The organism is Streptomyces sp. NPDC002845 (assembly GCF_053591955.1).
On the sequence record NZ_JBSFUU010000049.1, the window covers coordinates 17,563 to 31,550 of the forward strand.

Genomic DNA, 13,988 nt, shown 5'->3' on the forward strand with positions numbered 1-13,988 from the left:
ACCACGCGAGCAGGCTTGTTACTGTTGGCCACAAGCCCGATCGCTGGTGCATCCCCCGTCGCCAGCGATCGGGCGTTTCCATGCCCGGCCATGCCCGGCCATGCCCGGCCGTCGGCCGCAGATGTCGCCGTAGACGCCGTGGAAGCCGTAGACGTCGAAAACCCCCAACCATGACTGGCTGGGGGTCTTTTCGCTGGTGGGGCTAACAGGATTTGAACCTGTGGCCTCATCCTTATCAGGGATGCGCTCTAACCAACTGAGCTATAGCCCCGCCGCGCTCTGCGGGATGCGTCCCGCGCGCTGACCTCTGAAGATTAGCGCACGACGCGGTCAGTCCCAAAATCGATTGGGGCCGGGGCCCCTCGTCCTGGTGAAGCGCCCTGGTGAGGCGCCGTTACTCGTCCTCCGCCAGCGTCAGTTCCACGCCGCCGACGAAGCCGGCGGAGAGGTTGTAGATGAAGGCGCCGAGGGTGGCGAGGGCGGTGGCGAGGACGACGTCGATGACGGCGATGACCGAGGTGAAGATCAGGACGTTGGGGAGGGACAGGAACGACTGGAGGTCGAAGCCGTTCGACTCGTTCGAGCCGGTCGCCTCGGAGATCGTGCCGCCGACCGTGGAGAAGACTCCCATCGAGTCCATGACCATCCACAGCACCGCGGCCGCGACGATCGTGCAGACGCCGAGGGCGATGGAGAGCAGGAAGCTGACCTTCATCACCGACCACGGGTCGGCCTTGGCCACGCGCAGGCGTGCCTTGCGCGTACGGGGGATCGTCCGCGCGCCCGTGCGCGGCCGCCGTACCGCCGCTCCCGCGGGCTCCGGGGCCGCCGGGTAGGCCTGCGGCGGGTGGTACGGCCCGCCCGGCTGCTGCGACTGACGCTCGCCCGGCAGCGGGGAGCCGGCCGACGGCGGGGCCGCGCCCGGGGCGCCGGGAGCGGCCGGGCCCGCTCCAGCCATGTACTGCTGGCTCTGCGGACCTCGGGTGTCCGTCACAGTTCCCCCCTGGGATCCATGAGTGTCGTGCGAGGGCGAGTCTTTCGCACCTGGCTTGATCGCCTGCAGGTTGGTCGTGTGCGAGTCGGTCATCCGCGCGGCGGAGCCATGACCGCCGCCGTCCGTTCCCGTACCGGTCGAACCGCCGGCCGAAGTACCGGACGATCCGGCGCCCGTGGCTCCGCTCACGATGACTCTCTCCTCGCGCTACTCTGCCGAGGACGGCTCGCCCTCGTCCGTGCCTGTGGTCGCGACAGCCTCGGCGGCCTCGTCCACGGCGTCCCCGCCGTCGACTTCCTCCGCCTCGCGTCCCGCCTCGGCGTTGCGTGCGATGCCCACTACGGCATCGCGCTTGCCCAGGTTGATCAGTTGGACGCCCATGGTGTCACGGCCCGTCTCCCTGATCTCATTGACCCGCGTACGAATCACACCGCCCCCGAGCGTGATGGCGAGGATCTCGTCGGTCTCCTCGACCACCAGCGCGCCCACGAGCGAACCGCGGTCCTCGACGATCTTGGCGGCCTTGATGCCGAGGCCGCCGCGACCCTGGACGCGGTACTCGTCGACGGCGGTCCGCTTCGCGTACCCGCCATCGGTGGCAGTGAACACGAACGTACCGGTTCGAACAACATTCATCGAGAGCAGCTCGTCCCCCTCGCGGAAACTCATGCCCTTGACGCCCGAGGTGGCACGGCCCATGGGGCGCAACGCGTCGTCGGTAGCCGTGAACCTGATCGATTGCGCCTTCTTGCTGATCAGAAGGATGTCGTCTTCCGCCGAAACAAGTTCCGCTCCGATCAGCTCGTCGTCGGAACCGTCGTCTTTTTCGCGGAGGTTGATCGCGATCACACCGCCGGAACGCGGCGAATCGTAATCCTTCAGTGGCGTCTTCTTCACCAGACCGCCCTTCGTGGCCAGCACCAGGTACGGCACCGCCTCGTAGTCGCGGATCGCGAGGATCTCGGCGATCGCCTCGTCCGGCTGGAAGGCGAGCAGGTTCGCGACGTGCTGTCCACGCGCGTCACGTCCGGCGTCGGGAAGCTCGTACGCCTTCGCCCGGTACACACGGCCCTTGTTGGTGAAGAACAGCAGCCAGTGGTGCGTGGTCGACACGAAGAAGTGGTCGACGATGTCGTCTTCCTTGAGCTTCGTACCGCGTACGCCCTTGCCGCCGCGCTTCTGGGCACGGTAGTCGTCGGCCTTGGTGCGCTTGACGTAACCGCCGCGTGTGACGGTCACCACGATGTCATCTTCGGCGATCAGGTCCTCGATGGACATGTCGCCGTCGTACGGCACCAGCTTGGTCTGGCGGTCGTCGCCGTACTTCTCGACGATCGCGGCGAGCTCCTCGCTGACGATGCCGCGCTGGCGGACCGGCGAGGCGAGGATCTCGTTGTACTCGGTGATCTTCGCCTGGAGCTCGGCGTGCTCCTGGAGGATCTTCTGGCGCTCCAGGGCGGCCAGACGGCGCAGCTGCATCTCCAGGATGGCGTTGGCCTGGATCTCGTCGATCTCCAGGAGCCCCATCAGGCCCGTGCGCGCGATCTCGACGGTGTCGCTGCGCCGGATCAGCGCGATGACCTCGTCGATGGCGTCCAGGGCCTTCAGGAGGCCACGCAGGATGTGCGCCCGCTCCTCGGCCTTGCGCAGCCGGAACTTCGTACGGCGGACGATGACCTCGATCTGGTGCGTCACCCAGTGGCGGATGAACGCGTCCAGGGAGAGCGTGCGCGGCACGCCGTCGACCAGCGCCAGCATGTTGGCGCCGAAGTTCGTCTGCAGGTCCGTGTGCTTGTAGAGGTTGTTCAGTACGACCTTGGCGACCGCGTCCCGCTTCAGGACGATGACCAGCCGCTGGCCCGTACGAGAGCTCGTCTCGTCCCGTACGTCGGCGATCCCGCCGATCTTGCCGTCCTTCACCAGGTCGGCGATCTTCTGCGCGAGGTTGTCGGGGTTGACCTGGTACGGCAGCTCCGTGACCACCAGGCACTGGCGGTTCTGGATCTCCTCGACCTCGACGACCGCGCGCATGGTGATCGAGCCGCGCCCGGTGCGGTACGCCTCCTCGATGCCCTTGCGGCCCACCACCAGGGCACCGGTCGGGAAATCGGGGCCCTTGATGCGCTCGATCAGGGCGTCCAGGAGCTCCTCGTGCGAGGCCTCCGGGTTCTCCAGGTACCACTGGGCGCCGGACGCGACCTCGCGCAGGTTGTGCGGCGGGATGTTGGTCGCCATGCCGACCGCGATGCCCGCCGAGCCGTTGATCAGCAGGTTCGGGAAGCGGGCGGGCAGAACGGTCGGCTCCTGGGAGCGGCCGTCGTAGTTGTCCGTGAAGTCGACGGTCTCCTCGTCGATGTCGCGGACCATCTCCATCGACAGCGGCGCCATCTTGCACTCGGTATAGCGCATGGCGGCCGCGGGGTCGTTGCCCGGAGAGCCGAAGTTGCCGTTGGAGTCCACCAGCGGCATCCGCATCGACCACGGCTGCGCGAGTCGGACCAGCGCGTCGTAGATCGAGGAGTCGCCGTGCGGGTGGTAGTTGCCCATGACGTCGCCGACGACGCGGGCGCACTTGTAGAAGCCCTTCTCGGGCCGGTAGCCGCCGTCGTACATGGCGTACAGCACACGGCGGTGGACGGGCTTGAGACCGTCCCGTACGTCGGGCAGCGCGCGGGACACGATGACGGACATCGCGTAGTCGAGGTAGGAGCGCTGCATCTCGGTTTCGAGCCCGACGGGCTCGACACGGAGCGCCAGGCCCTCGTCCACCGGGACGGGGACGGCCGGCACAGGGACGGCTGGAATGTTCTCGTCGGTCATTGCTGGTGAAGGTCCTTCCTGGTTCGGTCAGCTGAGACCGACTCAGATGTCGAGGAAGCGGACGTCCTTGGCGTTGCGCTGGATGAACTGGCGGCGCGCCTCGACGTCCTCGCCCATGAGCACCGAGAACAGGTCGTCGGCCTGGGCGGCGTCGTCGAGCGTGACCTGGCCGAGGACGCGGTGCTCCTGGTCCATGGTCGTGATGCGCAGTTCCTCGGCGTTCATCTCGCCGAGACCCTTGAAGCGCTGGACCGAGTCCTCGCGGATGCGCTTGCCGTTCTGGCGGCCCAGCTCGATCAGCGCGTCGCGCTCGCGGTCGGAGTACGCGTACTCGAAGTCGTCCCGGCCCCACTTGATCTTGTAGAGCGGGGGACGCGACAGGAACACGTGCCCGGCCTCGACCAGCGGCCGCATGAAGCGGAACAGGAAGGTCAGCAGCAGGGTGTTGATGTGCTGGCCGTCGACGTCGGCGTCCGCCATCAGGATGATCTTGTGGTAGCGGAGCCTGGCGATGTCGAAGTCCTCGTGCACGCCCGTGCCGAAGGCGGAGATCAGCGCCTGGATCTCCTGGTTCTGCAGGATCTTGTCGATCCGTGCCTTCTCGACGTTGAGGATCTTGCCCCGGATCGGGAGGATCGCCTGGTACTCCGGGTTGCGGCCGGACTTGGCCGAGCCGCCGGCGGAGTCACCCTCGACGATGAAGATCTCGCACTTGATGGGGTCGTTCGACTGGCAGTCGCTCAGCTTGCCCGGCAGGGACGCCGTCTCCAGGAGGCCCTTGCGGCGGGTCAGGTCGCGCGCCTTGCGGGCCGCCACGCGCGCGGTGGCCGCCTGGATCGACTTGCGGATGATGTCCGCGGCCTCGTTCGGGTTGCGGTCCAGCCAGTCGGTGAGGTGCTCGTGGACGGCCTTCTGGACGAAGGTCTTCGCCTCGGTGTTGCCCAGCTTGGTCTTGGTCTGGCCCTCGAACTGGGGCTCACTGAGCTTGACCGAGATGATCGCCGTCAGACCCTCGCGGATGTCGTCACCGGTGAGGTTGTCGTCCTTCTCCCGCAGCAGCTTCTTGTCGCGCGCGTAGCGGTTGATCAGGCTGGTCAGCGCGGCCCGGAAGCCCTCCTCGTGCGTACCGCCCTCGTGGGTGTGGATGATGTTGGCGAACGAGTACACGCCCTCGCTGTAACCGCTGTTCCACTGCATCGCGACCTCGAGGGAGAGCTTCCGCTCCTTGTCCTCGGCCTCGAGAGAGATCACGGTCGGGTGGACCACGTCTCCCTTACGGGAGTTGAGGTACTTGACGAAGTCAATGATGCCGCCCTCGTAGAAGTACGTGACGGTCTTGACCTCGGGGGACTCGTCCGCGCCCGCCTCGTCCGCCCCGGCGGTGGCCTTGGCCGACTCGCGCTCGTCGGTGAGTTTGATCGTCAAACCCTTGTTGAGGAACGCCATCTCCTGGAAGCGCCGCGAGAGCGTTTCGAAGGAGTAATCGGTGGACTCGAAGATGTCCGGGTCGGCCCAGAAGGTGACCGTCGTACCGGAGTCCTCGACCGCCTCGTGCTTGGCGAGCGGGGCCGTCGGGACGCCCATCTTGTAGTCCTGGGTCCACCGGTAGCCGTCGCGCTTGATGTCGACCGAGACCTTCGACGACAGCGCGTTCACGACGGACACACCGACACCGTGCAGACCGCCGGACACGGCGTACCCGCCACCGCCGAACTTGCCGCCCGCGTGCAGCACGGTCAGCACGACCTCGACGGCCGGCTTCTTCTCGACCGGGTGCATGTCCACCGGGATGCCCCGGCCGTTGTCGACGACCCGTACACCGCCGTCGGCGAGGATCGTGACGTCGATCGTGTCCGCGTGGCCGGCCAGCGCCTCGTCGACCGAGTTGTCGACGACCTCCTGCACCAGGTGGTGCAGGCCTCGCTCACCGGTGGAACCGATGTACATACCGGGTCGCTTGCGGACCGCGTCCAGCCCTTCGAGGACGGTGATCGCACTGGCGTCGTACGAGGCCTTGACCTCGCCGTTCTCGCCGGCGGCAGTGGACGGGATGTTCTCGTTGGGGTTGCCGGAATCGGCCACGAAGCGCCCTTTCTGGCACAGCACAAGCCAGGCTCGCGGCGGATGACCGGAGCGGCTGCGGCATGTTGCGTTGGTAAGCCTTGGTCAGCGTTGCTCGGTGTGTGTCCCACAAGTGGGGCGGGATTGGCTTCCAGTCTACCGGTAGCGCCGACAGTGATGGGGGTTTGCCGGGACCTGAGTCCTCATGTGCCGCCCTGAACCGGTGTCGGCCGACTCCCCATATGCGGAACGGGGCTCCAAGAGGCTCACGGAGGCACTCAGCGCTTCCGGGTGTCAACCCTTCGCTACTCCCGAGTCAGGTCGGCGTTCGCAACCGTGTGCGCTTCTGTGCGGGAACCGACACTGTGACTCCGGTCACCCGTAGGTGTCCCCGGGCCCCGAGCTCCCCGGGGCACGCAGGGGACCGAAGCGGCGGGCGGGGCCACCGGGGCCGAGCACCTTGAGCACGCGCACCCGGCCGTGACCGAGGTCCTCGTTCAGCCGGGCGACCACCTGCGGGGCGAGCAGGCGCAGGTTCGTCGCCCATACCGTGGAGTCGCAGCGCACGACCAGCACGCGCTCGTCCTCGTCGTACCTCTCCGGCACGCAGTGCTTGGCCACGTCCTCACCGACGATCTGCGGCCAGCGCCCCATGACACCGCCCACCGCCGCCGGGGCCTCCCAGCCGCGCTCCGTGATCAGGCGGTTGATGGCGGCGCCGAGGGCCATCGGGTCGCGCCCGTCGACGCCCGCGCCGGAGCGCAGACCGCCTCCGCGCCGCGCCTGCTTCTTCTGCTGTACCGCGTCCCCACGCGCGCGTGCCGCTTCCCTCGCCGCACGCAACGCCACGCGCGCGAGGTCGACGCCGGAGGGCTCGGGGGTCTTGGGTACCCCGGGAGTCCTGGGCGCCTCGGGGCGTTCTCCGGGCTCGCTCATACGCGCTCCACCGCCCCGTCCGCCACGGTGTACCGCGTCCCCGTCAGCACGCCCGGTACGTCGTCGTCGACCGCGGCGGTCACCAGGACCTGCTCCCCGGGGGCGACGAGTTCCGCGAGCCGCTCCCTTCTGCGGGTGTCCAGCTCGGCGAAGACGTCGTCGAGGACGAGCACCGGTTCGTTGCCCTCGGCCCGCAGCAGGTCGTACGAGGCCAGGCGCAGCGCCAGGGCGTACGACCAGGACTCGCCGTGGGACGCGTACCCCTTGGCGGGCAGCTGACCGAGTTTGAGGACCACATCGTCCCGATGGGGTCCTACGAGGGTGACGCCCCGCTCGATCTCCTGCTTGCGGACCTCGGCGAGCGCGGCCATCAGCTGGTCGTGGAGGGCTTCACGCGTGTGTGCCTCTCCGGGGGCGGACGACTTGTACTCCAGGGCGACCGGACCGCCGCCGGGCGCCAGCTGCTCGTACGCCTTGTCGGCGAGCGGCTGGACCGCGGCGACCAGGTCGAGGCGCTGGGCGAGCAGTTCGGCACCCACGCGCGCGAGGTGCTGGTCCCAGACGTCCAGGGTGGAGAGGTCCATGGCCCGGCCGCCGTGCCGCCGGGCCAGCGCGGCCGTCTTCAGCAGGGTGTTGCGCTGCTTGAGGACCCGCTCGTAGTCGGAACGGACACCCGCCATGCGCGGCGAGCGGGCGGTGACCAGCTCGTCGAGGAACCGGCGCCGCTCGCCGGGGTCGCCCTTGACCAGGGCGAGGTCCTCGGGCGCGAACAGCACCGTCCGTACGATGCCGAGCACATCACGGGGCCTGACCTGCGAGGACCTGTTGATGCGGGCCCGGTTGGCCTTGCCGGGGTTCAGCTCCAGCTCGACCAGCTGCTGCCGGTCGCCCTGCCTGACCTGGGCCCGGATGATCGCGCGGTCGGCGCCCATGCGGACCAGGGGCGCGTCCGAGGCGACCCGGTGGCTGGCGAGGGTGGCGAGGTAGCCGACCGCCTCGACCAGGTTCGTCTTGCCCTGCCCGTTGGGGCCCACGAACGCGGTGACGCCGGGGTCGAGCGGGACCTCGACCCCGGCGTACGAGCGGAAGTCGGCCAGCGACAGATGCGTGACGTGCATGGTCGGGTGCCGACCTCCCCCAGGGTTGTGGACCGAACACGCGGCCCTGTGGACTACTTCGTCTCGACCGCGTGGCCGCCGAACTGGTTCCGCAGCGCCGCGATCATCTTCATCTGCGGAGAGTCCTCCTGGCGCGACGCGAACCGCGCGAAGAGGGAGGCCGTGATCGCGGGCAGCGGCACGGCGTTGTCGATGGCCGCCTCCACAGTCCACCGGCCCTCGCCGGAGTCCTGTGCATAACCCTTGAGCCGGTCCAGGTGCTCGTCCTCGTCGAGGGCGTTCACGGCCAGGTCGAGGAGCCAGGAACGGATGACCGTCCCCTCCTGCCAGGAACGGAACACCTCGCGCACGTCCGTGACGGAGTCGACCGCCTCCAGCAGCTCCCAGCCCTCGGCGTACGCCTGCATCATCGCGTACTCGATGCCGTTGTGGACCATCTTCGCGAAGTGGCCCGCGCCGACCTTGCCCGCGTGCACCGCGCCGGAGTCGCCCTCGGGCTTGAGGGCGTCGAAGACCGGCCGCACCTTGGCGACGTTCTCCGCGTCGCCGCCGTACATCAGCGCGTAGCCGTTCTCCAGGCCCCAGACGCCGCCGGAGACCCCGCAGTCGACGAAGCCTATGCCCTTGGCCGCCAGCTCCTCGGCGTGCCTCTCGTCGTCCGTCCAGCGCGAGTTCCCGCCGTCCACGACGACGTCACCGGGCTCCAGGAGCTCGGCCAGCTCGTCGATGGTCGACTGGGTCGGGCCACCGGCCGGAACCATCACCCACACCACACGCGGGCCCTTGAGCCTGCCCACAAGCTCTTCGAGGCTGCGGACATCGGCGAGGTCCGGGTTGCGGTCGTATCCGACGACGGTGTGGCCCGCGCGGCGGATCCGCTCGCGCATGTTGCCGCCCATCTTGCCGAGGCCGACGAGACCGAGCTCCATCAGTTGTTCCTTAGGTTGCGACGTGGCATGAGGGCACTTCGTACCCATGCCTGAGCCTAAACCCGGACGCTTGTGCACACCTGTGGGCACAGCCGCTCAGAAGTACGCCATCACCTGCGGCTTCACCACGCGGGCCCGGCGATCCACCGGGCCCGGGAGCACTGTGGACAACCGTCAGCCACTGAGCCGCACCGGCATACCGCGATCTTGTGGGGGATAACCCCCACACCCCCAGCCGACAGCTCCGCCAAGGCTGAGCACCCTCGCATCGCTCAACCGCTGAGCCGCACCGGCATGATCAGGTACTTGTACGCCTCGTCCGCCTCCGCGTCCATCGCCGGCTTGCCGCTGAGCAGCGCGGGCTTCGTGGACGTCGTGAAGGAGAGCTGGGCCACCGGGGAGTCGATGGCGCTCAGGCCGTCCAGCAGGAAGGTCGGGTTGAAGGCGATCGAGATGTCGTCGCCCTCCAGCTGGGCGTCGACCCTTTCCACAGCCTGTGCGTCGTCGCTGGAGCCGGCCTCCAGGATGAGCACGCCCTGCTCGAAGCTCAGCCGCACCGGGGTGTTGCGCTCGGCGACCAGGGCCACACGCTTGACGGCCTCCACGAAGGGGGCTGTCTCGATGACGGCGACGCTGTTGAACTCCGTCGGGAACAGCGTGCGGTACTTCGGGAGGTCACCCTCCAGGAGACGGGTCGTCGTACGGCGACCGGCGCCCTCGAAACCGATGAGCCCCTCGCCCGCACCGGAGCCGGACAGCGACAGCGTCACGCTGTCGCCGCTCGTGAGCGCCTTGGCGGTGTCCAGGAGCGTCTTGGCGGGCACCAGGGCGACCGCGGACGCCTCCGGGTTCTCCGGCTTCCACAGGAACTCGCGAACCGCGAAGCGGTAGCGGTCGGTGGACGCCAGCGTGACCGTGTCGCCCTCGATCTCGATGCGTACGCCGGTGAGGACGGGCAGCGTGTCGTCGCGCCCGGCGGCGATGGCCACCTGGGCGGCGGCGGAGGCGAAGACCTCGCCGGGGACGGTGCCGGTCGCCGTCGGCATCTGCGGCAGGGCCGGGTACTCCTCCACAGGCAGGGTGTGGAGTGTGAATCGCGAGGACCCGCAGACCACGGTCGCCCGTACACCGTCTGTGGAGATCTCCACCGGCCGGTTCGGGAGTGCGCGGGAGATGTCGGCGAGGAGGCGGCCGGAAACGAGAACCGTGCCCTCCTCCTCGACCTCCGCCTCCACCGACACACGCGCGGAGACCTCGTAGTCGAAGCTGGACAGGCTCAGCTGACCGTCCTCGGCCTTCAGCAGGAGGCCGGCGAGGACAGGCGCCGGCGGACGGGCCGGGAGGCTGCGCGCCGCCCAGGCCACTGCCTCCGCGAGTACGTCGCGTTCCACCCGGATCTTCACTGTTGCCGCCTCCTGCTGTTGCCGGCGCTTCTCGCCCTGCCTGGCCTTCGTCGTCTGACTTGGTGTCGTGGGCCCTCTGGGAGGGGAAGGACACCGGGGAACAGTCTGACGCACAGCACTGACAGTAGGTGCCCCTCGGGGTCAAGTCGTGACGAGCGGCTGCCCGGCAACCGAGAGCGAGTTGTGCACAGGACCCGCTTCGAAACGAATTCCTCGCTCTCTCTGGTTGGGAGTAGTAGTAGGGCCTGTGGAAACCGTGGATAACTACGTTTTCGCAGCTCAGAGGCGATATTTTGTCCACGGACCCTGTGGGCGGAGGCGGTGGACAACCAGGGGTCTCTGTGGAGAACAGAAAGTTCTGCACACCCCATGCACAGCCTCGGGCCACTTCTCCCCAACTGCGTCCCCAGGTTTACCCACCTTTCCCACAGCCCAACCCGGCACCTTGATGTGACGCCTTTCACTCGACGCGGTGAGAGGGCGCGTTGTGTTGCCGAACAGTGGACAGCCATGTGGAGAAGCCGCGGATCACTGGGGACAACCGACCACAGCCTGTGGGTTGCCGGTGGACAACTCCGTACACAGCCTGTGGATCCTCTCGTTGTCCACAGCCTGTGGAGATCGTTCGTCCACCGATCCACAGGCACATGACCTGCCCCGATGCCCTCTAGACAGCTCCCCCTGTGGACACGATCTGCATAACTCCCCAGTCCCCAGGGTGTGGACACCAGAAAGTCCCCGAATCTGTGGAGAGCGACCGTAACTCGGCACGGAATCGAACACCCGATGACGAGCGGACAACACGCAACACGGCTTCGAAGCACCGAGGAACCCGGCTTCCGTCCCTTGAAGCCGGCTGTCGAGGCTGCGCCCTGGGCCGCAGCAGCTGAGTCTGTGCCCCTGGACCTCAACCGTCGGCTTACGGCCGCGTCCTGAAACGCCGGACGGGCTGAGGGGTGCGAGGCCCACTTCCTGACCTGCCGAGTCGGGTGGTGGGTGGGCATAGGTCCGGGGGTCCAGGGGGCTCCGCCCCCTGGCGGGGTCGAAGGGGCGGAGCCCCCTGGAGGATGGGACGGGTAGGGGCGGCGGGGGCGAAGAACCCCCGCCGCAAGGCACACCCTGTACCTCAGCCGTTCTTGATCCTGTTGGTGAGCTCAGTCACCTGGTTGTAGATGGACCGCCGCTCGGCCATCAGCGCACGGATCTTCCGATCGGCATGCATGACAGTCGTATGGTCCCGGTTACCGAACTGCGCCCCGATCTTGGGCAACGACAGATCGGTCAGCTCACGGCACAGATACATGGCGATCTGCCGAGCCGTCACCAGCGCACGCCCCCGCGAGGTCCCGCACAGATCCTCCACGGTCAGCCCGAAGTAGTCCGCCGTCGCGGCCATGATCGCGGTCGCCGTGATCTCGGGCGCCGCGTTCTCACCGCCCGGGATCAGATCCTTGAGCACGATCTCGGTCAGTCCGAGATCCACCGGCTGCCGATTCAACGACGCGAACGCCGTCACGCGGATCAGCGCGCCCTCCAGCTCCCGGATGTTGCGCGAGATCCGGGAGGCGATGAACTCCAGCACCTCCGGCGGGGCGTTGAGCTGCTCCTGCACCGCCTTCTTCCGCAGAATCGCGATACGCGTCTCCAGTTCGGGCGGCTGGACGTCGGTGGTCAGGCCCCACTCGAAACGGTTCCGCAGTCGGTCCTCCAACGTGACCAACTGCCTCGGCGGCCGGTCGCTGGACAGCACGATCTGCTTGTTGGCGTTGTGGAGCGTGTTGAACGTGTGGAAGAACTCCTCCTGCGTCGACTCCTTGTCCGCCAGGAACTGGATGTCGTCGACGAGCAGGATGTCCATCTCCCGGTACCGCTTGCGGAAGCTGTCGCCCTTGCCGTCGCGGATGGAGTTGATGAACTCGTTGGTGAACTCCTCCGAGCTCACATAGCGCACGCGCGTGCCGGGGTAGAGGCTGCGCGCGTAGTGCCCGATGGCGTGCAGCAGGTGCGTCTTGCCGAGCCCCGACTCCCCATAGATGAAGAGGGGGTTGTACGCCTTCGCCGGCGCCTCGGCGACGGCGACCGCGGCCGCGTGCGCGAAACGGTTGGAGGCACCGATGACGAAGGTGTCGAAGAGGTACTTCGGGTTCAGGCGCGCCGTGGGTTCGCCCGGCCCGGTCGCCGGCGCGGGCTGCGCGGCCAGCGGGCCGGGGGCGCCGCTGGAGGCGGGCAGCGTCGAGCCGACCGGCCCGCCCCGGTGCACATGACCGGAGCCCGCGGAGGGCTCGGGCAGCTCACGACGGTCGGGGCGCTGGTCGTAGTCGCCGCGGCCCTGGTCGTAATCGGCCCGGCCCTGGTCGTAGTCGGCGCGCGAGGAGTCGTACTCCTGTCGCTGCTGCTCGTACGACGGCCGCTCCATCGACTGCGGACGGTAGTCCGAGGAAGGGGAGGCGTACGGGTCGCGCTCGGGGAAGCCGAGGCGTTGCTGCTGCCAGCCGTAGTCGTCCTGCGAGGGCCGAGGCCAGGCACCCGGCTCGGGGCGCTGGTAGTCGGACGGGTAAGCGGGCCGGGCGGTCGGGAGCTGGTCGCTCCGGTCACCGCCGTGCGGGCCCGTGCGCTGTGGCGGCAAGTGGTCGCCTGAGCCGCCGGGGAGGTGTTCGGCGCGGCCGGCGCCGCGGTCGTCGGCGCGGTGGCGGCCGTAGCCCTCGTACGGATCCCGGGGCCGGCTGTCGTATATGCCCCGGCCCTGGCCGTTGTAGCCGCCGCGGCCCCGACCGTCGTACTCGTCGTCCCGGTTCTGTCCCGGGCCGGCGGGGAGCTCGGGCTCCTCGTACCGGGGTTGAGCGGCAGGCACCGGCGGAGAGGAGGGCTCGCCCACCGAGCTGTCGACGGTGATCGCGATGCGGATCGGGCGGCCGCACTCGCGGCTCAGCGTCTCGCTGACGATCGGCGCGAGACGGCCTTCGAGCACGCCCTTGGCGAACTCGTTCGGGACGGCGAGAAGTGCGGTGTCCGCCACCAGCGCGAGGGGCTGACAGCGTCTGATCCAGTGCTCGTCCTTCGCCTCGACACCCTGCCCGCGGCCCTCACCGAGGAGTTGTTCCAGCACTCGTGGCCACACTGCGGCAAGATCGGCAGGTACGTCAGCCACAGGGCACGCTCTCTCACGGGTCCCACGAACGTGTGGTTCTGGGAACTAGTCGGGTTGTACGTCGGGTGGGGCGGTCTGGCCCGAAGCCGGGACGGGTGGGGCGGGAACGAATCTGCTGGGGCAGGTGGAACGAATCGGAGTTCAGCCACGGTAGTCAGGGCGACCGGTGCGGTTCAAGTTGTTGTCCCCAGCCTGTGGATAGTGTCTCCCCGTCGCCCCTGGTTTGACCGGATGGCGTAGCCGCGCGTACCGTAACCAGGTCGAGTTGTCGATGGCTGCTGCCGCCTGCCTCCGATGGGCACAGATCGCGTCAGGTGATCGGAAAGCGGTGCACTCGGGCGTTAATACGAGCTACTCGTGGGCGCACGGTGACAGCCAGGACGGCACCCCGCCACTACCGATTTATTTCTGGAGCCCCCGAGTGAGCAAGCGCACCTTCCAGCCGAACAACCGTCGTCGCGCGAAGACCCACGGCTTCCGGCTGCGTATGCGCACCCGTGCCGGCCGCGCGATTCTCGCGTCCCGCCGCAGCAAGGGTCGCGCCCGTCTGTCCGCCTGATCCCGGTCAGGTCATGACGT

The 13,988-nt window shown here is 68.3% G+C and carries 9 protein-coding genes and 1 tRNA gene; 1 reads left to right on the top strand and 9 read right to left on the bottom strand.

The annotated features are described in order from the left end of the window. Window positions 1–194: 194 nt before the first annotated feature. The 9 genes from ACWD3C_RS30375 to dnaA form a co-directional block, all read right to left on the bottom strand. A tRNA-Ile gene (locus ACWD3C_RS30375) sits at window positions 195–271 on the bottom strand. 123 nt (window positions 272–394) lie between these two features. After that, window positions 395–1,183 carry a DUF3566 domain-containing protein gene (locus tag ACWD3C_RS30380; RefSeq protein ID WP_451149368.1) on the bottom strand — a complete coding sequence of 263 codons (789 nt, stop codon included), beginning with the start codon at window positions 1,181–1,183 and terminating at the stop codon, window positions 395–397. Window positions 1,184–1,201: 18 nt separating this feature from the next. Further along, window positions 1,202–3,814 (bottom strand): DNA gyrase subunit A, encoded by a 2,613-nt coding sequence (gyrA, locus tag ACWD3C_RS30385; protein ID WP_451149369.1) that lies wholly within the window; start codon window positions 3,812–3,814, stop codon window positions 1,202–1,204. A gap of 42 nt (window positions 3,815–3,856) precedes the next feature. After that, a complete protein-coding gene (gene gyrB / locus ACWD3C_RS30390) occupies window positions 3,857–5,920 on the bottom strand; it encodes a DNA topoisomerase (ATP-hydrolyzing) subunit B (RefSeq protein ID WP_451149370.1) in 2,064 nt (687 codons plus the stop codon). A gap of 330 nt (window positions 5,921–6,250) precedes the next feature. Then, window positions 6,251–6,811, bottom strand: coding sequence for a DUF721 domain-containing protein (locus ACWD3C_RS30395; protein ID WP_451149371.1), 561 nt, complete (start codon window positions 6,809–6,811; stop codon window positions 6,251–6,253). Then, the gene (gene recF, locus ACWD3C_RS30400; protein WP_451149372.1) at window positions 6,808–7,929 is read right to left on the bottom strand and encodes a DNA replication/repair protein RecF; all 1,122 of its coding nucleotides are present in this window, start codon (window positions 7,927–7,929) and stop codon (window positions 6,808–6,810) included. Before recF ends, ACWD3C_RS30395 begins: the two co-directional genes overlap by 4 nt. 53 nt (window positions 7,930–7,982) lie before the next feature. After that, entirely contained in the window at window positions 7,983–8,858 is an 876-nt protein-coding gene (gene gnd / locus ACWD3C_RS30405) for a phosphogluconate dehydrogenase (NAD(+)-dependent, decarboxylating) (protein WP_451149373.1), read from the bottom strand. A gap of 272 nt (window positions 8,859–9,130) precedes the next feature. Then, on the bottom strand, window positions 9,131–10,261 hold the full coding sequence (dnaN, locus tag ACWD3C_RS30410; protein ID WP_451149374.1) for a DNA polymerase III subunit beta: 1,131 nt from the start codon (window positions 10,259–10,261) through the stop codon (window positions 9,131–9,133). Window positions 10,262–11,387: 1,126 nt separating this feature from the next. Then, window positions 11,388–13,409, bottom strand: coding sequence for a chromosomal replication initiator protein DnaA (gene dnaA / locus ACWD3C_RS30415; protein ID WP_451149375.1), 2,022 nt, complete (start codon window positions 13,407–13,409; stop codon window positions 11,388–11,390). A 421-nt stretch (window positions 13,410–13,830) separates the two neighbouring features. Here dnaA and rpmH point away from each other — a divergent pair, with 421 nt between their 5' ends. Further along, window positions 13,831–13,968, top strand: coding sequence for a 50S ribosomal protein L34 (rpmH, locus tag ACWD3C_RS30420; protein WP_003956500.1), 138 nt, complete (start codon window positions 13,831–13,833; stop codon window positions 13,966–13,968). Window positions 13,969–13,988: the final 20 nt, after the last annotated feature.

Bases quoted from the DNA above. Each gene is read 5' to 3' on its own strand.
- gyrA (WP_451149369.1), bottom strand. From the start codon at position 3,814: ATGACCGACGAGAACATTCCAGCCGTCCCTGTGCCGGCCGTCCCCGTC.
- ACWD3C_RS30395 (WP_451149371.1), bottom strand. From the start codon at position 6,811: ATGAGCGAGCCCGGAGAACGCCCCGAGGCGCCCAGGACTCCCGGGGTA.
- recF (WP_451149372.1), bottom strand. From the start codon at position 7,929: ATGCACGTCACGCATCTGTCGCTGGCCGACTTCCGCTCGTACGCCGGG.
- gnd (WP_451149373.1), bottom strand. From the start codon at position 8,858: ATGGAGCTCGGTCTCGTCGGCCTCGGCAAGATGGGCGGCAACATGCGC.